This window comes from Micromonospora sp. NPDC000121 (assembly GCF_042899165.1).
In the GTDB taxonomy this organism is placed as follows: domain Bacteria; phylum Actinomycetota; class Actinomycetes; order Mycobacteriales; family Micromonosporaceae; genus Micromonospora.
The window spans coordinates 661,279-682,551 of sequence record NZ_JBIAZP010000002.1 but is presented as its reverse complement, the minus strand read 5'-3'; the positions used below and the strand labels follow the sequence as shown (position 1 = coordinate 682,551).

Annotated in this window: 25 protein-coding genes; 1 reads left to right on the top strand and 24 read right to left on the bottom strand. The window is 69.4% G+C overall.

From position 1 onward, the window contains the following. The first annotated feature begins 33 nt into the window (after positions 1-33). Positions 34-384 carry a hypothetical protein gene (locus ACFY23_RS09585; RefSeq protein WP_350676135.1) on the top strand — a complete coding sequence of 117 codons (351 nt, stop codon included), beginning with the start codon at positions 34-36 and terminating at the stop codon, positions 382-384. 568 nt (positions 385-952) lie between these two features. On the opposite strand, the gene ACFY23_RS09580 is transcribed toward ACFY23_RS09585, so the two are convergent. From ACFY23_RS09580 to ACFY23_RS09465, 24 genes are all read right to left on the bottom strand, one after another. Then, positions 953-1,297 carry a hypothetical protein gene (locus ACFY23_RS09580; RefSeq protein WP_350676138.1) on the bottom strand — a complete coding sequence of 115 codons (345 nt, stop codon included), beginning with the start codon at positions 1,295-1,297 and terminating at the stop codon, positions 953-955. Then, the gene (locus ACFY23_RS09575) at positions 1,298-1,741 is read right to left on the bottom strand and encodes a hypothetical protein (protein ID WP_350676140.1); all 444 of its coding nucleotides are present in this window, start codon (positions 1,739-1,741) and stop codon (positions 1,298-1,300) included. A gap of 17 nt (positions 1,742-1,758) precedes the next feature. After that, entirely contained in the window at positions 1,759-2,688 is a 930-nt protein-coding gene (locus ACFY23_RS09570) for a hypothetical protein (protein ID WP_350676142.1), read from the bottom strand. Positions 2,689-2,692: 4 nt separating this feature from the next. Beyond that, a complete protein-coding gene (locus ACFY23_RS09565; RefSeq protein ID WP_350676145.1) occupies positions 2,693-2,965 on the bottom strand; it encodes a hypothetical protein in 273 nt (90 codons plus the stop codon). A 44-nt stretch (positions 2,966-3,009) separates the two neighbouring features. Beyond that, on the bottom strand, positions 3,010-4,971 hold the full coding sequence (locus ACFY23_RS09560) for an alkaline phosphatase D family protein (protein WP_350676147.1): 1,962 nt from the start codon (positions 4,969-4,971) through the stop codon (positions 3,010-3,012). Positions 4,972-4,976: 5 nt separating this feature from the next. Next, positions 4,977-5,678, bottom strand: a complete 702-nt coding sequence (locus tag ACFY23_RS09555; protein WP_350676149.1) for a hypothetical protein — start codon at positions 5,676-5,678, stop codon at positions 4,977-4,979. 19 nt (positions 5,679-5,697) lie between these two features. Continuing rightward, positions 5,698-6,618 (bottom strand): hypothetical protein, encoded by a 921-nt coding sequence (locus tag ACFY23_RS09550; RefSeq protein ID WP_350676152.1) that lies wholly within the window; start codon positions 6,616-6,618, stop codon positions 5,698-5,700. A 10-nt stretch (positions 6,619-6,628) separates the two neighbouring features. Beyond that, complete coding sequence (locus ACFY23_RS09545) at positions 6,629-7,852, bottom strand: siphovirus ReqiPepy6 Gp37-like family protein (protein ID WP_350676154.1); 1,224 nt, start codon at positions 7,850-7,852, stop codon at positions 6,629-6,631. A gap of 3 nt (positions 7,853-7,855) precedes the next feature. Then, on the bottom strand, positions 7,856-8,818 hold the full coding sequence (locus ACFY23_RS09540) for a phage distal tail protein (RefSeq protein WP_350676157.1): 963 nt from the start codon (positions 8,816-8,818) through the stop codon (positions 7,856-7,858). Between the two features lie 28 nt (positions 8,819-8,846). After that, complete coding sequence (locus ACFY23_RS09535; RefSeq protein WP_350676159.1) at positions 8,847-14,084, bottom strand: hypothetical protein; 5,238 nt, start codon at positions 14,082-14,084, stop codon at positions 8,847-8,849. A 45-nt stretch (positions 14,085-14,129) separates the two neighbouring features. Further along, on the bottom strand, positions 14,130-14,657 hold the full coding sequence (locus tag ACFY23_RS09530; protein ID WP_350676162.1) for a hypothetical protein: 528 nt from the start codon (positions 14,655-14,657) through the stop codon (positions 14,130-14,132). Beyond that, complete coding sequence (locus tag ACFY23_RS09525; protein WP_350676164.1) at positions 14,573-14,950, bottom strand: hypothetical protein; 378 nt, start codon at positions 14,948-14,950, stop codon at positions 14,573-14,575. Before ACFY23_RS09525 ends, ACFY23_RS09530 begins: the two co-directional genes overlap by 85 nt. Before the next feature lie 30 nt (positions 14,951-14,980). Beyond that, entirely contained in the window at positions 14,981-15,178 is a 198-nt protein-coding gene (locus tag ACFY23_RS09520; protein WP_350676167.1) for a hypothetical protein, read from the bottom strand. A 107-nt stretch (positions 15,179-15,285) separates the two neighbouring features. Continuing rightward, positions 15,286-15,945, bottom strand: a complete 660-nt coding sequence (locus ACFY23_RS09515; protein WP_350676169.1) for a hypothetical protein — start codon at positions 15,943-15,945, stop codon at positions 15,286-15,288. A 76-nt stretch (positions 15,946-16,021) separates the two neighbouring features. Beyond that, positions 16,022-16,399, bottom strand: coding sequence for a hypothetical protein (locus ACFY23_RS09510; protein WP_350676171.1), 378 nt, complete (start codon positions 16,397-16,399; stop codon positions 16,022-16,024). Between the two features lie 26 nt (positions 16,400-16,425). After that, a complete protein-coding gene (locus ACFY23_RS09505; protein WP_350676174.1) occupies positions 16,426-16,836 on the bottom strand; it encodes a hypothetical protein in 411 nt (136 codons plus the stop codon). 23 nt (positions 16,837-16,859) lie between these two features. Further along, positions 16,860-17,189, bottom strand: a complete 330-nt coding sequence (locus ACFY23_RS09500; RefSeq protein WP_350676175.1) for a hypothetical protein — start codon at positions 17,187-17,189, stop codon at positions 16,860-16,862. Beyond that, positions 17,173-17,631, bottom strand: coding sequence for a hypothetical protein (locus ACFY23_RS09495; protein ID WP_350676177.1), 459 nt, complete (start codon positions 17,629-17,631; stop codon positions 17,173-17,175). Before ACFY23_RS09495 ends, ACFY23_RS09500 begins: the two co-directional genes overlap by 17 nt. A 73-nt stretch (positions 17,632-17,704) precedes the next feature. Beyond that, a complete protein-coding gene (locus tag ACFY23_RS09490) occupies positions 17,705-18,067 on the bottom strand; it encodes a hypothetical protein (RefSeq protein ID WP_350676179.1) in 363 nt (120 codons plus the stop codon). Between the two features lie 14 nt (positions 18,068-18,081). After that, positions 18,082-19,116 (bottom strand): major capsid protein, encoded by a 1,035-nt coding sequence (locus ACFY23_RS09485; RefSeq protein ID WP_350676181.1) that lies wholly within the window; start codon positions 19,114-19,116, stop codon positions 18,082-18,084. Between the two features lie 15 nt (positions 19,117-19,131). Further along, a complete protein-coding gene (locus ACFY23_RS09480) occupies positions 19,132-19,536 on the bottom strand; it encodes a hypothetical protein (RefSeq protein ID WP_350676184.1) in 405 nt (134 codons plus the stop codon). Positions 19,537-19,587: 51 nt separating this feature from the next. Further along, a complete protein-coding gene (locus tag ACFY23_RS09475; RefSeq protein WP_350676186.1) occupies positions 19,588-20,388 on the bottom strand; it encodes a hypothetical protein in 801 nt (266 codons plus the stop codon). 88 nt (positions 20,389-20,476) lie between these two features. Beyond that, the gene (locus ACFY23_RS09470; protein WP_350676189.1) at positions 20,477-20,968 is read right to left on the bottom strand and encodes a head fiber protein; all 492 of its coding nucleotides are present in this window, start codon (positions 20,966-20,968) and stop codon (positions 20,477-20,479) included. Beyond that, positions 20,965-21,243, bottom strand: a complete 279-nt coding sequence (locus tag ACFY23_RS09465; protein ID WP_350676191.1) for a hypothetical protein — start codon at positions 21,241-21,243, stop codon at positions 20,965-20,967. Before ACFY23_RS09465 ends, ACFY23_RS09470 begins: the two co-directional genes overlap by 4 nt. Positions 21,244-21,273: the final 30 nt, after the last annotated feature.

Below are 21,273 nucleotides of genomic sequence, written 5' to 3'. Positions count from 1 at the left end.
TGCAAGGAACCCTGAACGCGCTACGGTCAGCGCGTGGGCGACGACGGGGAGCGGATCGAGCCGTGGCTGCTGCACCATGTGCGGCGCATCCAACGCTGGCAGTACGGCCACACCACCCACTGGGCGAGCCGGCACGTCACCATCGGTCTGCTCGCCGACGGGCGGTGGATGGTTGAACACACGGACGTCACCGTCGGGTGCCGCGCCTACCGTGACGAGCAGCGCGCCCGCGACGTGGCCGCCGAACTTACCGCCGTCGGCGAGTGGGTGGAAGTGCCCGCCGCCTACGATGCGGCCGGTCAACCTGTCGGTGACGGGTGGGTGCGCCGGGGTGGCTCCTGGTGGCGTGACACCACGTCACAGGAGACAACCGACGATAGGTAGACACAGCAGCCCGTCGTCCATTGGCGGCGGAGGTGACGGGGGTCGAGTAGCCGGCGGTGGTCCCGGCGGTCCGGGAGGACCCGACGGGCCCTGTGGTCCCTGCGGCGGGTCACCCGGTTCGGCCGGTTCGGGTCCACCGCCGCCCGGCCTCGCCGGTGGTGCGGTGCCCGGCCTCGCCGACGGCCCCAACGCCGCCGGTCTCGGGTCGGCCGTGCAGCCGTACCGTTTCCGCGCTGCCAGAACCGCGGCATCCCGAGGCTGCGCCCGATCCAGCGCCACGCACAGGTCGCGCCGCAGTTGAGCCAACGCGGCTTCCTGCTCGGCGATCTCCGCGTCGCGCACCGCCCCACGCTGCTCCAACTCTTGGCTGAGCTGCCGTTCCAACGCCTCCACCCGGTGGCGTGTGTCCCGGTCAGCCTCCGCCCTGACCGCCTGCCCAATGACGTAGCTCGCCACGTTCGTCATCCCGAACGTGATGATCACCGCCAGGAGCACGATCCGCAGCCGCCGGGTCAGGCCCTCGACCACCAGCGGCTCGTCGGCGAGGACCGGGGAGAGAGGAGATCGGTTACGGCTGTGCTTCATCGAACGGCCTCCCGGTGTCCGGGTCAATGCCGGCCCGGATCAGCCAGCCTTGGTACCGCAGGCGCAGTGCGTGTTCCTTATCGAGCTTGTCGCGCAGCACCTCAACAGCGGCCAGCGCGTCATCGAGTTCCTTGTCGACGCGGGCGTCGAAACGGGCCCGGCGGGACTCGTCCGCGTCGACCCGCTTCGTTTTCAGTGCCGCCCACCCGGTGGCGAGCATTCCCACGAGCGTGACCGCCTGACCGACCCACAGCAGTTCGACCGGTGGTCCCCCACCGGCGGCGGCGTCGGCGGCGATCAGCAGAGCCCCAGCTGCTGGCGACCACACTCATGCACCCCCGATCTGTTTCGGTGTGGCCCGCGCAGCCACCAAGGCGAGTACGGCGACCACGAGCACCGATGCGGGGGCACCCCACGACAGGACGTGGCCGTGGTACAGCCATGCTGACGCCAGTCCGACCGTCCATCCCATGTACCAGACGGCGTAGCCGGCGAGGCACCATCGCAGCCAGCGTTCCTCGCCGGTGCGCGTGCTGTGGTAGGCGGACAGGATCGCCGCGACGGTGAGCGCGGTGAGAACGGCACCGTGCGTCCGCATCCCACCGGCAGGTGGGAAGGCGCGCAGCACGTCGTAGGACGGTCCGGCGTAGGCGATGTCGCCGGCGAGGAGCCCCACCGAGTCCCATGACGCTTTCGCGAGGACCAGCACCACGACGGTGCGCCACGGGATGCTCGGCGCGGACGGTAGGCGGGCGAAGGGAATGGTGACCATCAGAGGAGGAGTGCCGGTCAGCTGGCGGCGCCCGTCGTGCTGTCGGGGGCGATGCCGGTGGCGAACAGGTCCCGGACAGCCTGCTTGACCCGGTCGACGTCGTCGTCGGACAGGCCGGCGCGGTCACGGACCGCGTCGCCGATGACGGCCACGAGCTGGTCGGCGGCTCCGGCGGCGCCTTCGCGGGCGGCGGCCCGTACCCGCTCGATCTCGGCGGCGGGGATGCCGGTGCGGGAGGCGATGAGGTCGAGCATCAGCATGGTGTAGTCCAGCTTCACCACCAGGCTATTGTCGGCGGGGCGGGTGCCGGCTCCGTCGGGGTCGACGTTGCGGCCCATGCTGGAGCCGCCGAAGAACATGCCGGTGTACATGCTGTGGATCTGGCTTTCGGCCCGTGCGCTCATGTCGTCGTCCTCCAGGAGTCCGATGGTGGTCAGGTAGCGGCGGAACAGCGGCGTCTGGTCGCGGCCCGCCTTGATCGAGTCGCGGAAGAACGAGAAGTGGGTGTGCCACAGGTGGGAGCTGTCCCCGCTGCTGCGCTTACGGAGCCGGTCCCACCGCTTCACGGTCCTACCGTCGGGGCTGTAGATGATTTCCCTGATGTCGCGGGAGTCGGGTGTGTTCGCGACGCACTGCGCCACACACCAGGAGGAGAACGTGTGCAGGTTGTGGGTGCGACCGCCGGAACGCACCTCGAAGAGGCCGACGTCCAACGCCGACGCGTCCAGGGTCAGACCCGCCTTGTCACGCGGGGACTCCACCACCGAGTAGTCGCGGGTGAGCACCCGGTTGGAGCCGCAGTGGTAGCCGCCCCGGTGGGCGGAGTCGCCCACGATGCCGACCTCGGCGGGTTCCAGGTCGGCGGTGCGGGCACGCGTCTCATCGATGTTGAGGTGGTCGAGCAGCAGCCGTCGGACAGTCAGCAGGTTCTCGGGTGCGCGCGTCACCGGGTCACCCCCCGTTCGGGGTGGCGGTGTACCGCGACGGGTCCGCCGGGTCCTGAACCACCGTGTAGTGGTCGTTGGTGAAGGTTCCGTAGGCGGTCGTCTCCACCACCTGGGCCGCACCCGACACCTCCTGCGGCGGCTGACCGGGGAGGGTGACGGTGCCGGTGAACACCTCATCGCGGGTCACGGACGTGGGTTCTCCCTCCACGACGACATGGAAGTTGATCGGCTCGTCCGGGCCGTACGTGGCCTGGTCGAACTCAAGACGAACGGTCACGGGTGCTCCTTGCACGCCAATGGACAGAGGCAACGCGGCCCCTCTCAGAGGTGAATGCCCCACCGGGCGGCAGCCAAGTCGGCGGCGGCCTGCGCGGTGACGGTCATGGACACCCGGGTCTGCCCGTCGAGGGCGGTGATCCCGGAGTAGGTGACGGTGATGCTGGTGCCGGCGTCGTCAACGTCGAGCCACCCGAACGCCTTGAGGTTGGTTCCGGGGGTGCCCGCGTAGTAGCCGTGCGTCCACGTCTCGAAAGACTCGGTGCTGCCCTGGTCGAGCGGGGCGCCACCAACGTTCGGCCAGTAGGTGCCGCCGGCCCCGCCGCCGGTGCCGTTGTCGGCGTACAGAGCGTGCCGGTCACCGGAGATGACGAGCACGCCGCCGATCGCGGAGGTGTTCGCGGCCACCCAGTCGCGGATCTCCGCCCACTCGGTCTGGTAGGAGCCCCACCGGTCGCCGCTGACGCTGTCGCGCCGCCAGTAGATGCCCGACACCACAACCTTGAATGGTTCGGGCAGCAGAAGTTGGTTCTTGAACCACTGCTTCTGCTCCGCGCCGAGCAGCGTCTTCGCCGACGATTCGGCGTCCGTGCGCGGGGACCGCTGCGAACGGGTGTCCAGGATGACGAACCGGACCCGGCCGATCACGAACGACTGGTGGATCGCCGTGTTCCCGGCGGTCGCCAGGGGGTAGTGCGGCACCACCTGCCGGTACACGTCGGCCGTCACCGGTCCGGCCGGTGCCGCAGCATGAGAGTCCGGCCCACCCCAGTCGTGGTTGTCCCACACGTACGTGGTGGGAACGTTGGCGAGCAGCATGCGCATGTTGGGGGTGGCCAGCGACGACTTGAACTGGTTGGCGACGTCCGCCGCGGTCGTGCCCGCACCGAAATCGCGGTAATGCAGGTCACCCTCGTGCAACATCCGGCGGGCCTTGCCGTACGGGCCGACCCGCCCGGCGATGGCTTGGAACGTTTCCGCGTTCGAGTTGGTCTGCTGGCAGCTGCCGAAGGCGACACTGAACGACGCCCGCGACCCGGGTGCCGGGTCGGTGCGGAACGAGCCGCGGCCGTCGGCGAGCAGCGTCCCGTCCGCCTCCACGCCATAGAAGTAGGCAGTGTCAGGGTCGAGTCCGCCGCGGATGAGCTTGACGAACCCGTTGCTGTTCGGGGCGGCGGCCGGCGAGTACACCGGCGACGACAGGTCCGCGGAGGTGGACACGACCAGCCGCGCCGACGTCGTGTTGGTGGTGCCGTACGAGACCGTCGCCGAGTTGTGAGCGACCGCACCCACCCAGGCGTGCGTCACCGACGGAAGCGCCACCGCCGGCCCCAACCACGTGGTCGTGGACGCACCCACGTCATCGATGTCCAGTTGCGTGGCCACCGACGGGAACGCCGACAGGCCAACCCCGAACCTGACCCGGTCGATCGGGCCACCCATGGCCTGCCCTGTGAACGGGCCCAGCGTTTCCACGGGCGTCTGGGAATCCCCCAGGTAGATCCGCACCTCAATGGCGCCAGCGGAGACATGCGCAGCCGCCGCAGCCTCAACACGGTAGTGGGTGGCCGCAGCCAAGGTGGTAGCGGATGTGGCGATCGTCGTGGAACTCTGGCCGAACACGGCGATCTTCGCCGTGTTGGTCAGCGACACCCGCCACCGCTGGTTCGTTGCGAGCAGGCCACGCAGAAGGGCGAACTCCCCGAAGTTCGGTGGCACAGTGGGGTAGGAAAACCCGATGCGGGTGTAGATGGTGGAACCGCTCTGGACGGCGAGCAGCGACGTCGACCATTCGCAGTAGCAGAAGTTGGCGGCGGACGCGCCGATGGTGATCCGCGCGCCGAGAGCACCGTGAGCCGGGCTGGCCGTCGAGTACACCATCGTGTTGGGCGAGTCGATGGTCACCGTATCGAAAGGTGCGCCGGCCGAGCCGTTGCCCGAGTTCGCGGCGGTGACCGTGGTGCCGTTGGGAAGCCCCGTCTCGAAGCTGTTCGTCAGCGTCGTCACCCGGGTCAGCCCTTCGTGACGAGGATCTGCACCACCAGATTGGCCGCGCCGGTGCCGCCGCCGTCGGGGTCCACGTCCACCGTCAGGTAGTCGCCGGGTACGAGCGTGGTCACGTCGGCGGGCACGACCTTGCCGGTGGTGTTGCCGCCGGCGGGGATGGTGGGCCGTTCCGACTGGGCGGCGAAGATGGTGGTGCCGTTGCGGTTGACGTCCACGATCACGGAACCGCCGGTTGGGGCGGTGCCCACCGAGGCACGGACCCCGGCGATGAGCAGGGTGGCGGTGGTGTCGTTGTACAGGCGGTGCACTCCGACACCGGTGGTCACCGGCCCGGACACCGACAGCGGCGGCAGGATCGTGCCGATGTCGCCGGTCGCGTCCGCCGCGTCGGTGGTCACCATCAGAGCGCGAGGGCCGTCACCGGCCTGCGCCCACATGGTGGTTATCCCGTCGGGACCGCTGAACCGGGGGATCTGCCCCACCGCGCGGATACCCGTCCCGTCCTCCGACAGGACAGTCGAGACCGGCTGCGCCTCGGTGTCGAGCAGGTCGGTGTGCTGCGAGCCGCCTTCCTCGGCCGTCCAGAAGGTGACCGGCTGCCCGCCGACCGCCACCACCGGGTGACCGGTGAATCCGCCGACAGTGACGGTGTCGCCGAGAATCATGGTGTAGTCGGCGATACCGCCGCCGAACATGTAGCGCGCCACAGTGGGCAACTCCTCTTGTCTAGGCGACGGGGTGGTTGAGGGCGTCGAGGACGACCGCCCGGTTCGCTGGGATGTCCGCGCCGGGGTTGACGTTGATGTATCCGTCTTCGCGGACCGCGACAGTGACCGTGACCTGCGCCGACGGGCACTGCGCGTTGGTCTGGTAGGTGAAGGGCGGGCGGAACCCGTCGGGCAGCCGGGCGATCGTGTAGGCGGTGCCGCCGTTCATTCCGGCGGTCGGACGCCGGAAGGTCAGGTCAGCGAACGCCCACCCGTTACGCCGCTGCACGTGGTTCTCGTTGGCCGCGAAGTTGTTGAGCATGGCCAGCGCCGTCAGGCCGGAGTCCTCCACGCCGAGTAGCCAGCGCCCACCCGTCGACACGAGGTAGCCGTTGACGGTGTCCCACACCACCCGGCCTGCCTCGTGCGGCGGCCGGGTGTCGGGGGTGCAGCGGATCTGCCCGTCGGTGCCGACGTACCAGCAGGCCACCGCGACGGTGCCCGGGGCGAGGGCCGTGGCGTTGTGGGCGACGGTCACCTTCGCCAGCGGCAGGTCGTACACCCCGCTGGTGACCTGCCGGACCGGCGCCGGGGCGCCCTGCCCCGGGGTGCCCTGAATGTAGGTTTCCTGCACCCGCCACGTGGCACGGTCCAGCCGCGCCACGATCAGGTCGACGCGGGTGGTGCCGGACGTGTTCGCCGGCAGCTGGACGTTGACGTCTTCCGGGCCGCTGTCGTACATGAACCCGCGCACGCGGGCGCGCCGGTTCGCCCGCACCCGCACGGTGCGGGTGCCCACCCCGTCGGCGTACACCGGCGCCGTGTCCCCCGGGTGGCCGAGCACCCCGTCGGCTGCTTCGAGGGACGCCAGCCGCTCGTACATCAGCTCGGTGACGATCCCGGAGTTGTTGCCGGGGCGGGGGTAGGAGTCGGATGCCACGGTGGTCCTCTCAGCCGGTCGAGGGAACGGCGGTGCGTTCCAGGTAGGCGAGGCGGCGGTCGATGCCGCGCATCTGCCGCAGCCACGCAGGGTCGCTGGACGCGTCTTGGGTGCCGACCATCGCGGAGACGAGCTCGCCGGCGGTGTCCCACGCTTGGAGGTGCACGAGCCGCACCAGGTCGGACACTTCCTCGGCGGGGCCGACCTGCACGGACACGCGGTCACCGAGCCGGTAGTGGTCGGGGTACCGCTGGTCGGGGGTGTCCCACGCCGACGTCTGTAACCGGACCGTTTCGGCGCCGTCGGCGAGGGCATGGTCGGCGGCCTCATGCAGTTCGGCGACGGGGTCGGAGCCGGGCCGCGGCACGTACGTCTCGACCCGCCCCCACGACGATTCCGCTGACGTGTTGGTGCGGGACGTGAGCATCCGGTCGCCGCCGTCGCCTTGCCCGCCGACGATGACCGTGGAGGCGGTGGGTGCCTGCCGGGCCACGTTCAGGTACCGCAGGTTCTGCAACCCGAACCCGAACCGGACAGTGCCGGACAGGTCGCGGGGCTGAAACACCTCGAACAGGATCTTGTTCTGGTTTGGGTCCTGGCGGGTGCGGAACCCGAGCCCACCCGCGGACAAGGCGACACGGCGCAGTACCTCAGCGAGAGGTTCCAGCCGCGACGACACCGTCACCGACGACCCCACCAGCGGACTGTTGGGGTTGGCGAGGATCAGTTGCGGCACCCGCCGCTCAGTACGGGCGTTCGGGCCGGCGTTTACGTCGACCAAGGTGCGCAGCACCTGCTCACCGACTCCGGTGAACGTCCACGCGTCCACCATCTGCCCTTCCGGGGTTTGTGTCGGGTCGGGGTAGACGAGCCGGTCCGCGATGCGCGACAGGTCGTCGGAGAAGTTGACCGTCAACACGCCGACGCCGGAGTTCTCGCCGTCGTCGGACTGCTCCACCTGGGAGCCTTCGATCGGCCCGGACATGAAAATGTCGCCGGCGCGGACCACCACCACCCGGTTGCCGGCGTCAACCTGGCTACGGATCCACGGGTAGCCGGGTGCGGTGAACTGGCCGGATCCGACCTCGTTGTGTCGCAGCGTGCAGTCGACGGTTCTCCAGCAGCGGATCACGTCGCCGACGACGTTGAGGTTCCGGTCGGTGATGAGGAGGGCGATGTCGGTGTCGGTGAGGTGCCGGGCAATGCCGGCCGGTAGTTCGTTGGGGCTGGTCATCGGCTATGCGGCCTCGTATCGGGGGTGGTAGCGCATCTCGATGGTGGTGCCGGCGTCGGCGCCGTCGACCGAGAAGTTGACGTTGTTGACGCCCGGCGCCAACGCCCACAGGTCAGCGCCCGGCCAGTTCAAGGCACCCACCAGGTTCTGCCCGGCGGGGCCGCGCACGGTGGGCCGGTGGCTGGAGGTGTCGATGGTGACCTGCTCGCCGACGGCGAGAGTGAACGTGAGGGTGAACGCGGCACCGGTGGTGTTGTTGGTGGCGGTCACTGACGTCGCCGGACCGGTGATCGTCCACAGCGGCCAGCCGGGCACGTCACCCGGGTTGGTGATGGTGGTGTCACCGAGCACCTGCCCCGACGACACCCGCATGTAGGGGGCCAAGAACGGGCCGGTGTTCTCCTGGTACTGGCGGGTCACCACCCGCGGCTGGATGTCACGCCAATACCCGTCCGGGCACAGCAGCGTCAACACCGGGTTCGCGAACGTGTGGTTCTCGCCCGGCTGACCCGCCCAGCCTTCCTCACAGAACGCTTCGATGCTGCGGCCCGACCCGTCGGGCAAGTACACGGTGAGCACCCCGGGCCGCCCGGTCTGCGCGGTCAACATGAACGCCCGCATCAAACCCCGGTACCGGGTCATGAACTCCAGATAGGTGCTGCCGTACACGTTCAGCGGCCACGTGATGCGCCGCGGCTCGGTGCGGATGTGCCGCACCGACACCCCACCACGAGCCAGCGGGTCGACCACGAACGTGCGGGGTGTCGCCCCCCACCCGCCGATGCCCTGCGTGGTCAGCCAGCCGTGCAGCTCGTGCGGGCCGGTCAACTCCCACACACCACCGTCGGGGTCGGTCCACGTGGCCCGCATCGTCCCCACCTCGGGGACGGTGGGGACGATCGGACCCGGGTCGGTGGGGGTGGGTGTCGGGGTGGTGGGGGTGAGAACACCAACTGCGAGCGGCATGCCCCACCCCCATCAGCCCTTATTCGGTTTACGACCTGCGGCCCGCCCTGGCGAGCGCGTCACGGCGGTCGGCCCACGCCTGCAACCGGCCGTGATCCAACGCCGCCTCTTTGAAATGCCAGTGGTGTGTTTCGCCGCCGCGGGGCTCGGCGTGGTTGTTGCGAACCAACGCGCTGAGATCAGCCCACTGCCCGTCGGTGAACACCGGCTCCGGCTTGCCTGTGCCGTTGAACACCGTGGACACCCCGGGCGGCAGGTAGCCGCCCTCGTCGTACGCCCAGTGCACGTGGTTGTAGTGCGTGCGACGCACGAACGGGTCCTGGAAAACGTGGGGGCGGCCATTCCACACCTGCCGCCCACCCGCCGGCGTGTAGATGATCTCCCGGCTGTCCGGGTAGTTCCGGGTCAGCCAGTTGAACACGTCCATGCGCGGCGGCACGTCCACTGCCCGGCCCTTGTCGCCGTCCTTCGCGATGCGCCCGTGATAGGACAGCGACCCTGAGTTGGTGCGCGAGCCCGGCCGATAGCCGGACAGCAACGCCAAACCTGGGAACACCCGGCGGAGGATCTTCATCATGTCCGCCGAGCCGATCCCACCAGCGGTCCGCGCTGGCACCACGTCAGCTTTGGGGATGTACGTGTCAGCAACGTTGACGTTGAACGGCCAGTCCACCAAGCCGCCGCGCTTGAACCCCGGCAGCGCCTCCTTCGGGATGCGCCTACGGCGCAACGCCTCGAAAAACGGGACGCCGTAGTAGTCGACTGTGGCCGCTGGCTCCACGAACTCCCGGCGCGACAGCATCGCCGGGATGGAATCCGAGGTGGAGGTGCCCGGACCGTGCACCAGGCCACCGGAGGCCATCATGGCGAGGCGCTTGTCCTTCTCGTACAGCCGCTTCGACTCCGCGTACGAGATGTTCTTGTCCAACGCCTTCTGCTGGATCGCCATGTGGGCGAGCTGCTTGTCGACCTCCACGTTGCCGGTCAGCTTGAGCAGCGTCTCGATGTCCGTGGGGATCTTCCCGTACGTCGCGATCAGCTTCTCGGTTTCGACCGTGTTCGCGCCGACCTTCGCAGCTTCATCCCGCAGCGCCTTGACCCGCAACTCATGCAGCCGGGTCGCTTCCTCCACACTCTTACCGGCGGCGATGTCGGCGTTGTACATCTCCACCGACGACTCCAGCAGAGCCTGCACCGCGTCCCGGTTCGCACGCCCCGCCGCCGTGCCCTTGTTGAGGCTGTTGTTCTTCTTCGTCAACGCCCCGGCCACGTTGTCGACGGCCGCCTCATAGGCTTCCTCCGCCTCCACCTGCGACTTAGCCGCCCCCGACAAGGCGTCCTGCGCCATCTTCAACGCATTGGCCTTGTCCGCGGCCGTCGCCGTGCGGTCGGCGAGCACCTTCATGGCCTCGCCGACCTTCTCCTGCGCGATCTGCGCCGGTGTGGCAGCGGCCACCGAGGAACGCTGCGCCTGATCGAGCGCCTTCTGCGCGTTGGTGGCCATGTTGGTTCGACCGAACTGCTTCTCCAACGCGGCGATGAGGGTGTTGATGGCCGCCTCTTGCTGATCGAGCTCGTGCACCGCGAAAGACGCCTCAGCACCGTTCTCGATCTGCGCTGTGGTTGCCTGACGCAACGCCTCTTTCTTCGCCTCAAGCGCCGAAATCACTGCACTCTGCGCAGCCCGCTCCCCGGCAGCCGCGCGGGCGATGTCCTCCACCGCCAGCCCATACAACTTGGAGTCGTTGATCAGCTTCTGGAGTTCTTCGGACTGGGCGACCACATCCCGAACCGCCGACGACGACACGCTGCGGGTCTGCTTGTAGGCGTCTCCGAGCAGCTTCAACGCGTCCGCCAGGTCCGTGACCTTCTGCTTCTGCTCGGCGGACTTCTGCGCGAAGTAGCCAACAGCCAAGGCAGCGCCGCCGAGAGCGACACCCCACGGACCGGCGAGGAACGTGCCCACCGACGCGAGCCCGTCCCGCATGGTCAGCCCCGCGGACCTGGCCCGGGACATGCCGCGGCCGAACCGCTCCGACCTGTCCCGCGCCCGGTCCATGGCCCCGCCCACCGTGTCGATGACCCCGGACAGCCGTGACCACGTGCCGGTGGTGAGCGCGGCGATACGGGAAGCGGTGTTCACGGCGAGGATGCCCGCCGCGATCAACGCCAGGGACAGGACGATGCCTTGCAGCACCGGCATCGGGAACGAGTTGATGACCGAGAAAAGGTTCTCGAACATGCCCACCAGGAACGCACCGATCGGCGCGGCGGCCTGCACGAACCGGGCCACGAACACGACCATCTCGCCGAGCAGGTCCACGACCGCCGGGCCGTTCTCCCGGATGTAGCCGAGCATCTTCTGGAAGCCCTGGTTGTTCTCCAGGTCCGCCGACCACCGGGCGAAGTTCTCGGTCAGCCGTTCCAGCCCGCCACCGACGTCACCGTTGAAGCCGGTAAACGCCATGTACAGGCCGAGCAGCCCCGTCGCCGTGTTCCGGCCGATGCGGTACAGCCGCTCCAGCGTCGGCACGGTCTCCCCGTCAACGTGGCCGAAGAACTTCCGCCACGTCGGATCGACCCGCAGGAACCGGGAGGTCTCCTGGAACATGCCGCCGATCGCGAACGCGACCCGCCCCACGTAGTCGCGGAAGCCGGGCAGAAGCGGCAGAAGATCCTCGATGGAGGACTGCACCCCAGGCAGCAGGTTGTCCGCTGCGGTGGCCCGCAGCCCGTCGAACTCGTCCTTCAACCCGAAGATGAACCTGGCGAAGCGCCGACCCGTCGGGGTCAGATTCGCCATCGCCTCGTTCAGCTTCTCCAAGGCGGCGCCGCCGGCCACACCAGTCTTGTCGTACGCCTGCCGAAGCTGCCGCTGCGCCGCCACCACACCCTGCTGCGCCTGGGCGATCTGGAACGCCGACTGCCGCTGCTGGTCGGCCTGCGCCGCGTGCGCATCCGACACCCGCCGCTGCGCGTCGGCGACCCGGCGGGCGCCGTCGACCTGCGCCCGCACCACCGCCTGCTGCGCATCCGCCAGCCGGGACTGCGCGTCCGCGACCCGCTGGTCCGCGTCCGCGACACGCCGGCGCGCCGCCACTACCTGGTCGGAACCCTGCACACCCTTCTTGTTGGCGTCGGCCTGCTGCACGGCAAGGTTCTTGCCCTCACGCTTGAGGTCTTCGATCTGCTGGAGACGACGCTCGTAGGTGATCTGCGCCTGCTCACGTTCCTCGCGGGTCGCCCGCGGGTTCGTCAGCGTCCGGTTCAGTTCCTCCCGCGCCTCCTTGAGGTCGAGGGTGGCCTGCCGCTGGTCGAGGGCGTTGCGTTTCACCGACGAGTTGAGGTCGGCGAGAGCATCGACGGCGTCCCGGTAGGCGCGCGTCAACCCCTCCCGTGCCTCCCGGGCGTCCACGCTGGCGCGGGCAAGGTCCCGCTCGGCGTCCATCACCCGGCCGGCAGCGGACCGCACCGCCTCCGCGGCGGCACGTCGGGCGTCCGCGACGCCACGCTCGGCGTCGGCGACCTGCTGCGCCGCCCGCCGCGCGGCCGACGCCGCCGACGCGCGGGTGTTCGCCAGCGACATGTTCGCCGACGTCACCGCCTCCGTCGCCGAGGTGACACGGTCCTGCGCCGCGGCGACAGCGATGGCGGACTTCTGTGCGTCCTGCTGGTAGCCGTTGAGGGCCTTCACCGCCTCGCCGATGCCGGAGAAGCCGAGCGCGAGCACACCGATACCAGCCGCCGACGATACGGCGGCAGTACCGATGAACCCGATCGCGGAGGCGACCGCGCCGGCCGCCGGAATGAGGGTGGTGCCCAGCGACAGGCCGACGAACGTCAGCGACTCCAGCCGCGACAGGCTAAAGTTTGCGGCCCTGCCGATGCTGTCGACAGCGGATGCGTCCGCGTTGATCTCGATGTTGAGGTTGCGTCCGTCGAGCCGGTCAGCGATGCGTTCCACCGCCGCCAGGCGGGCAGCCGCCGCCGTGGTCTCCGCCCTCACCTCAACGTCGGGGCTGGTGTTCGCCAGCTTCACCAGCTGCGCCTGCAACTGGGCGATCTCCGCCAGCGCCCTGCCGGCGTCCACGTCGATACCGAGCCGCTGCCCCCGCAGCGTCTCCAGCCGGCCGCGGATCTCCTTGACCATCTGCTCGGCGGCATCCCGCGCAGGGCGGGTACCGATGTCCGGCAGCGCCTGCAACGCCCGGGTCAGGTCCGCCTGGATCTTCCCGGCGAACGTGCGGCCGAACTCCTGCTCGGCAAGGCGGGCAGCGTCCTGCACGGCCTTGCGCTGCCGCTGGTAGTCCTCGGCGATGGCCTGCTCGTGCAGCTTCGTGAGCTCCCGGCGGGCCTTGACTTCCCGCAGGCCGTTCTCCCGGATCGCCTGCTCGTGCAGCTTCCCGAACGCCTGCTGCGCCTGCCAGTCGCGGCGCAGATCCTCCTCCAGCGCCTGCTCGTGCAGCTTGCGGCGGGCCACACCCGCCTGCCAGTCGCGGCGCTGGTCTTCATCGATGGCCTGCTGGTGGATGCGGGCCTGCTCCTGCACGATCAGGTACGAGCGGCGCAGATCCTCGTCAAGGGCGTGGGCGTGCAGCCGGTTACGTTCCTCAACGGCCTTCCGCTCCCGCCGCAGGTTCTCATCCAACGCCGCCTGGTGAATGCGGTTCCACTCGTCGGCGGCCCGCTTCGCCTCCCGCGCCAACTCCTCGCCGCCCGCGCGGGCAACCGCCACCCACGCGTCGACCTCGTCGGCGGCCTGCGACAGATCCACCCGCAGACGGTCATCAGCCGGCGCCTGGGCACGCAAACCCCGCAGCCGATCCGACAAGCCCCGCGACTCATCGATGGCCTGCGCCGGGGTGATGTCGACGCCGATCTTCTTGCCGCGCAGCGTCTCGATGTCCTTGCGGACCTTCGCCACAGCCCTGTCGAACTCCGACGAATCCGCGTCGATGATCACCTCGGGCAGCGCCCGGAACGCGTTGCGCAGCCGCCGGTTCAGCGTGTCGGCGAAATGGCCGGCGAACTTCTCCCCAGCCTTCTCCCCCGCCACCTCACCGGCAGACTCGCCGACCTGCGCGGCGGCCCGCTCGGTGGCCTTCGCGCTGGCCTTCACACCGTCGGGCAGGGCGTCGGACAAGCCCTTGTTCAGCTCATCGACGGCCTTACGGAGACCCTTCTTAATCTCCGCATCGATGTCCTCGAATGAAGGAAGGACCTGCAACCACGCGGTGCCCGCCTCGTACCCGACCCGCTGCGCCACACCAACCCCCGATCATCAGTGCTGGCTGGTGTGGCGCGCGAACGCCTACGCAGGGTTGTGCTCGGCCCGATGCGGCAACACCCGCGCCACCACCGACCGGTGCTTCTCCCACCGCCGCGCCCGCCGGGCACGCTCCAACGCGGTCACCGGCCGCGGCGCCGGAAGCACCTTCCCCGGCTTTCCGCCCGCCGACGCGATCACCGCACGCGTGTTCTCCCGCACCGCGTCGTACAGGTTCGTGAGCATTTCCAGCTGCGGCGACCACTCCGACATGCGACGGGCCGGCTGGTTCTCCGGCGGCGGGTTGTCCAGCACCGACCGTGCCCACTGCTCGTCGGACGTGAGGGCTTCCACGAACGCGGAGTCGCGGGGCAGCCCGTCGATCAGGTTGAGTAGCTTCCGCCACCTGCGGGCACGCCACTCGGTGCCCAGGTCAAGGTGGTAGATGCGTTGCAGGTCACGCTCGATGGCCCGCCCGTACCTGGAGATCAGGTGGGCGAGCCGGCGAGTTCCCCCAGGTCGGGCAACCCGAAGTGCTTCCAGTACGCCTTCATTACCGCTTCCATCTTCCATCCGGGAAGCTCGGTGTTGAAGAACTTCTCCACGTCCTCGGCGGACATGGCGTGCCGCAGGAAGTAGACCGGGTCACCGAAGGCTCGCAGCTGTTTCTGCCAGTCCAGTTCCTTCGGGTCGGCGATCGTGTACGTGTGCCCCTTGAGCCGGAACGTGAACGGGTCCTGGGGATCCTCACGCTCCAGGCTGTCCAGGTCCAGCGACACGTCCTCGGTCGCCGGGTTGGTCGATGGCTTCTCCGCAGCACGGGAGGCGGCCTTGCTGCCACGGGCAGCACGTGTGGTGGTGCTCATGCGGGTGGGCTCCTTGTCTGGTGGCGTGGGTTACGAGTTGCTGGTGCTGCTGGACGAGCGGCTGCCGGACGAGCCGGTGCCACCCGAGCTGCCGCGGGTGGTCTTCTCGACCCAGCCGTCGGCACGCAGGTTGACGACCTCGTCAGGCGTGTACGCGACTCGCTCCTGCTTCCTGCCGGTGGTCGGGTGGTTACGGGTGAACGTGGCGATCGGCTCGCTGACGGCCATCGGTGTGCTCCTTCACGCGGGCGGTGCGGGTGAGCTGGGAAGGTTGAGCCGGGGCGGCGAGCCCACCCAAAGGCGCCGCCCCGGCCGTTCAAGAGACGCCAGCGGCGTCAGCTGGTGGCCTGCGTGATCTCCATGTCGGCCAGAAGGGCGAGCCAGCCCGGCCCACCGAAGATCCAGCGGTGGCTGTAGCCGAGGGCGCTGTCGCGGAAGGCCGTGAAGGTCAGCGGGTAGGAGATCGGGTCGTCGCCCTCACCGAAGGTCTGCTCGCCGAACTCGGTGATGCGGGCGCGGGGCATCACCTGCGCGATGTAGATTTCGCCGTCGCTGCTCTCATCGACAGCGAGGGCGAGCAGCCGGTAGTAGCGGGGGTTCGGCAAGTTCGGCTTCTCGATGCTGAGCTCGCCGGTGGTGAACGCCGCCTTGAGGTTGGTGGTGTCGACCCCGGTGTACAGGCCGATCGTCAGCAGCTTCGTCTCCTGCGCGGTGACGCTCAGGGTGACGGTGTCGTTGGTGACGTCCTCACGGGTCGGCTCCGTCGACCCGAACGAGCGGACCTGCGACGACTCGGTCTCCCGGGTGACGCCGACACCGTCGGTAGAGGTGAAGCCGATGTCGCCGTAGCCGGTCGGCAGAGTCGCCAGGTCGGCCGTCGCGCCCGTGGTCAGCGCCGTGATCGGGTCGGCAGACTCGGGCGCGATGAACACCGACAGGTCCCGGGCCTTGCGGATCAGCTGGTTCTTCTTGTCCCGCAGAACGGAGTACGGCATGGCAGGGTGCCCTTTCTGTGCCGAGGCATGAAAAAAGCCCCGACATGCGGGGCGGGTGAGGGTGGGTGGGCTTGGCTCAGGTGTCGGCCCGGTAGCGGCGAGCCACGGTCTGGTAGGTGGCGCCGACACGGCGGATGCCGGGCGCCCACGGCATCTCCCCCGGCCCGGACGTGCACACGATTGTGTCGATCACGGCGGGGCCGAGCCGGTGCTTCTGCGTGGTCAGGAACTGGCGGACCCGCTCGGCGAGCGGTTTCGCGCCCGACCGGTAGTTGCTGTGGAACACGTCGATGTTGACGGTGACGTATTCGGTGTGCTGGTCGCTGAACCCGCCGGGCGGGCGAACCACACGGATGAACGGCAGCCTTTTGTCGAGGTCGGCGGGTGTTTCGGTGCCGGTGTGCAGTTCACCGCCGGCCAGCGGTTCGAGGAGTACCGCCAGGGTTTCCTCCATGTCGGGGAACCGCCACCACGGGCCGGTCACTGGATGTCTCTCTGCTGTCGACGTCGTCGGCCGCTGAGCGCGTCCAGATGTTCGAGGGTTCTGCGCAGCACCCAGTTGGCGGGGGTGGCGACAATTTCACCGGACTGGGTGCGCCGCGCCGAGCCGACTTCGATGGCGGTGGCGCCGCTGTCGCGGTTGACCAGTGCCGCACCTGCGTGGGTCATCGGCCACCGCTTGGGTATGCCGTGGACCTTGATGTCCTCCACCTGGAACGATGCGGCGTAGGAGCCGGACTCTTCGGGTGAGGCGGCCATCGCGTACGGGCGGGCCCTGGTTTCTGCGATGTCCCGGCAGGCGGCTTGGAGCCTCGGGTCCACGGCGAGACCCTTGATGCCTGTTCTCGATTTGTTCAGCTTGAACTTGAGCAGCGTGACGCGTCGAGCCACAACCGTCACCTCCCCTTGTCGGGTCAGCCGGTGACCATCCGCAGCACGATCTCCACACCGGCGTTACCCCACACCCGCGGTTTGCCGATGACCTCGTACACGTCGCCGCGGACCCGGAACTGGCCGGCGGAGGTGATGTCCGCCGGGTTGATCGGGGCGTCGGGCGGGATGTAGAGGGTTCCGTCGGCTTCGGTCTGGTTGGCGCCGTTCAGGTTTTCGGCGGTGGGTCCGGGCGCGAACAGGCATCCGGGGATCGACAGCGGCTGCCCGGTGCCGGGGATCGGGTCACCCCACCGGTCCTTTTCGGGCGGGCGCAGCCACTCGACGGTTTCGGTGTCACCAGAAGCGAACATGGTTCTCCCCCACCCGCCGCTGGTACGGCGGTGCTGGGGCGAGCCCGGCCTGCACGCGGATCGTGCCCGCCGGCCGGCGAGCACGGATCTGCGGTGGGGTGAGCAGCGCCACCTCCGCGTCGGTGACGACGAGGTCCAGGTCGCCGTCCTCGTCCGGGTAGTAGTCGCGCCGGAACGGGCCGGTCGCTTCCGCCTTGAGGTTTCCGACGCCGGCGAGGGCACCGGGTTTGCGGATGACCCGCAGCACCATCGCCACGGCGGCGTCCGCCGCCAGATCGGGGTCGAGGGTGCCTGCGGCGATCCGCGCGTCGAGGTCGGGAAACCGGCCCCGCAGCATCCGCGACGCCGCAGCAAGCCGCGCCGCGACGATCGCTGCCTCCGCTGCGGTCAGCGGCCGGAACACCGCCGCGACCTGTTCGGGGGTCGCGAAAGGTTCGGCCATGGATCACCTCCCGGTTGGCGCCGGCCAGTGCCCACCGACCGGTTGTGGTCGGCGGGCACCGGCATGTGTGGACCTACTGCTTGTCGAGCAGCCCGGCGTCCTCGGCGGCGGCGATGATGTCCGCCTTCTTCGCGTCCGGCTCCACCTCCAGCTCGGGGTGGCTGGCGGCCCACGCCCGCCACTTGTCCTCACCGGATCCCGGCCCGGACCGCGGCGGCGCCGGCACCGCGTCACCGGGGGTGGGGTCACCGCCGATGCCAGCGGTCGTCCCGGTCGGGGTGGGGCCCGGAGACACGGCCGCCTGCGTGGCGTCGGTGTCCTCCTCGCCCCACGCCCGCGGGTTGGTGATCATCTTGGCGTGCTCGTCCGTGGGGGTGTCACCGGGCCGGTACACGACCTCCCCGATGATCACGGACCGCTTGAGTTCCCGTCCCACGATCAGGTCCCCTCTCAGAACAGTTCGGCGGTGAGCAGCTTGCGGGGGTCCTCGATGACGGGCATACCCACACCGGTGACCTTGGTCCAGGTCCTCACGGGATCCCCCTCGCGAGTCACCACACCGACCAGGCCGGGGGCCTCCTCGAAGGTGATCGCCGGGTTGTCCAGGCCAACCAGCTCCAGCGCCTCCGCGGTGATGCCCCACATGGTGCGGCCCAGGCTGCGCGGGTTGGCCGGCAGGAACACCATCTTGTCGTTGGGGATCGGCCGGGTGGAGGTGCCGTCCACGTCGATGAGGGTGTTGTACTCCACCAGCATCGGCAGGTCGAACGACTCCAGCAGCTGGTTGAGCTGCTGGCGTGAGATCATCGACGGGGTGACGCCGTTCGCGGCGGCCAGCCCGCGCACCTTGTTGTTGCGCAGCATGTGCCCGACGGCGGTGCGGGACGTCAGCGCGTACGCCGGCGGCTCACCCGAGTCGAGGGTGTACAGGTCCGCCCAGGTCCGCATGTCCTCCAGCGGGTCCGAGTCGACGTAGTCCGTCCACACCGTGGTGGCGACCGGGAAGTGCGACGGATCCACGCCATAGTCGGCCTGGATGCCGGCCAGACCGTCCTGAGTGAGGTCCATCTTGCCGGTGGTGAGCACCTGGCCGCGGGCCAGTTCCATGCGGGCGAGGACCGCGTTGGTGTTGGTCACCGCGTCGTTGTAGATCGCCCGGATCATGCCGTTGGAGTTGTCACCGCCGGCGCGAGCCATCTCCAGCCGCAGCCGGGCCTCCTCGCCGACGACGAGCTTCTGGCCGAGGGGCGGGAGCGAGACGCGCTTGCGCTCAAGCCGGTTTCGCTTGCCCACATCGGTTTCCGAGTCCCATGCGCGGAACCGGGCGGCCCGGTTGGTCTCGATGAGCGTGTCGAACTCGGCGTCGATGTCGCCGATGTTGTCGTCGTTCAAGAACTGGTTGAGGGTGTAGGTGGCGGGCCCCGGCAGGGTCCGCACGAACCCGGTCAGTTCGGCCGGGTCCACGAGGTCGAAGTTGAGTGCCATCGGTCAGCCGTCTCCTTACTTGTACTGGATCCGGCCGGCGACGTCCGTCTTGCCGGCGGCGTCGAGACCGTGGTTGGCGGGCAGGTTGGCCTCGCGGACCTTCCCGTGGTTGAGGAGGGCACCGGCGGCGCGCGTGGAACCGGTGTTCACGGCGACGTTGGTGTACAGGTGCCCGGCCAGAACTTCCTGGCCGTTGGTCAGCGCGTTGTTGTACGGGCCGTACATGCCCTGGTTCGCGCCGGCCGTGGTGACCTTCGCGACCGTCATGCCCGACGGGATGAACCCGTTCGGGTAGTGGGTGCCAGCGGTGAACAGGGACAGGTCGAGGACGATCTTGTCGGTCGCCTCGGTGCCGTGAGCGGAGCCGAGCCACGAGTGGTCCTCGGTCTGGTAGCCCACGGTGCGGACGGTGAGGTCCATGTGGTTACTCCTTTGAGATCAGCGATGCGCCCGGTGCCGAGGCGGCTTCTGCTACCTGGTGATGACGGGCTTGGAGCCCTGCTGCTTGGCGAGGTACGCCTTGGCGCGTTCCGCGCCGGCCGCGAGGCCACCGGAGGGTGTTGCGGTGCGGTTGCCCTGGCCCATGTCGGGCACCTGCCGGACGGCTCCCGTGGCGGGCTGCGCGGCGGCGGGCGGGATGGCCGCCGCAGCGGCCGGGGCGGGCGCCGGGGCAGCCGGCGCGGGCGCGGCGACGGTGTTCAGGTAGGTGGTCACCTTGTCGGTGTCCACGCTGAGCCCGTCGCCGCTGAGGAAGTAGTTGCAGTTCAGGGGGCCGACGATGCGGTCGATCTCTGCGTCGTCCATGCCCTTCGCCAGCTTGAGGCTGGTCCGCAGGGCCGTTTCGGCGATCTTCGCGCCGGCCTGGGTAAGGGCGTCGGTGCGGGCGCGCTGTTCGGCTTCGGCGACGGCCCGCTGCATCTCCGTCTGGTTCGCGGCCTGGAGCTTGTCGAACTCGGCGGCCTTGGCCTTGAGGTCGTCGTAGTCGGCGCGTGCCTTGACGGTGTTCTCGTGCTTGCGTGCCTGATGGCGCCAGTACGCCTCACGCTGGTCGGCGTTCATCTGCGCCAGCGGCGTGTTCTCCGGGTAGCCGTGCTCCCCGTTACCGAGGGCTGGCTGCGCCGGGGTGGCCAGCTGCGCGGCGGGCTGCTGGGGCGGGAACACCTGCGAGGGGCTGGGCACCGGCGGCGCGGCCGGCGGCTGGGCGGGCGGGGTGGTCTGGGCGGGCTGCGCCGGGACCGCCGGGGCAGTCGTCGGCTCGGTCGGTGCGGTCACTGCGGACTCCCATGTCGGGTAGGTGGCGCCCGTGTCGGGCATGAAAAAACCCGCCACAGTGGGCGGGCGTGTGGTGCGCGGTACCGGGCTACGCGCCGGTGATGATTCCCCGCGCCCGAAGCGCGGCGAGCAGGTTGTTGAAGTCAGCCACCAGGCCGGGCACATCGGTGGCGGTGCTGTTGTTGACCGCCGTCGCCGACCCGGTCAGCAGACCAGCGTGGGTGTGGTTGCCGGCCGCCGCAGTGGTGCCGGTCGCACCCAACACCAGGTTGGACGTGCCAGCACCGATCGCGGTTCGCGCCGCCGCAGCATCCGCCGCAGTCAGCACCGACCGGCCGATCACGGTCGAGTCGGAAATCTGGGCGGCCGTGTGCGTGTGCGCCGTCGGCGGGCGCGCGTCCGACAGGCGCACGTCGTTACCCGCCGCCGCCTGCGTGGCGCCAGTGCCGAGAGACCTCAGGCTCGCGATACCAGCGGCGGCGTCGGCGACCATCGGGTCGCTGCCGCCCGGCTGATGCGTCGCGGCGTGCGGTTCAATGCCCCCACCACCAGATGGCGGACCGTACACGGTGCGGGTCACGGCAGCCCCCTCACCGACACCTGCGGCGTCCCCGCCGAGATGAGCTTGACGACAGTGTTCCCGGTGGTTTTGGGCGGCACGATCAGACCACCGATCACGGCTGGGATCACGTGTGAGCCGACACCACCCACAGTCGGATTCAACCCGTCGGCGCGGAAGTAGACGGCGGCAGCACCATCCACGTTCAGCACCTCCACCTGCGCGAAGTCCTCATCGAACGTCAGCGTGGTGACGGTGCCGGCAGCCAAGGTCACATGCTGTGGAGATCCGGCCATGCCGCACCACCTTTCGAGTTACGTACCGAA

Coding starts and splice junctions, on each gene's coding strand:
- ACFY23_RS09480 (WP_350676184.1), bottom strand. CDS start 19,536: ATGGACCTCACCGTCCGCACCGTGGGCTACCAGACCGAGGACCACTCG.
- ACFY23_RS09545 (WP_350676154.1), bottom strand. CDS start 7,852: ATGACCAGCCCCAACGAACTACCGGCCGGCATTGCCCGGCACCTCACC.
- ACFY23_RS09575 (WP_350676140.1), bottom strand. CDS start 1,741: ATGGTCACCATTCCCTTCGCCCGCCTACCGTCCGCGCCGAGCATCCCG.
- ACFY23_RS09495 (WP_350676177.1), bottom strand. CDS start 17,631: ATGGCCGAACCTTTCGCGACCCCCGAACAGGTCGCGGCGGTGTTCCGG.
- ACFY23_RS09465 (WP_350676191.1), bottom strand. CDS start 21,243: ATGGCCGGATCTCCACAGCATGTGACCTTGGCTGCCGGCACCGTCACC.
- ACFY23_RS09515 (WP_350676169.1), bottom strand. CDS start 15,945: ATGCCGTACTCCGTTCTGCGGGACAAGAAGAACCAGCTGATCCGCAAG.
- ACFY23_RS09510 (WP_350676171.1), bottom strand. CDS start 16,399: ATGGAGGAAACCCTGGCGGTACTCCTCGAACCGCTGGCCGGCGGTGAA.
- ACFY23_RS09540 (WP_350676157.1), bottom strand. CDS start 8,818: ATGCCGCTCGCAGTTGGTGTTCTCACCCCCACCACCCCGACACCCACC.
- ACFY23_RS09525 (WP_350676164.1), bottom strand. CDS start 14,950: ATGAGCACCACCACACGTGCTGCCCGTGGCAGCAAGGCCGCCTCCCGT.
- ACFY23_RS09530 (WP_350676162.1), bottom strand. CDS start 14,657: ATGGAAGATGGAAGCGGTAATGAAGGCGTACTGGAAGCACTTCGGGTT.
- ACFY23_RS09520 (WP_350676167.1), bottom strand. CDS start 15,178: ATGGCCGTCAGCGAGCCGATCGCCACGTTCACCCGTAACCACCCGACC.
- ACFY23_RS09500 (WP_350676175.1), bottom strand. CDS start 17,189: ATGTTCGCTTCTGGTGACACCGAAACCGTCGAGTGGCTGCGCCCGCCC.
- ACFY23_RS09485 (WP_350676181.1), bottom strand. CDS start 19,116: ATGGCACTCAACTTCGACCTCGTGGACCCGGCCGAACTGACCGGGTTC.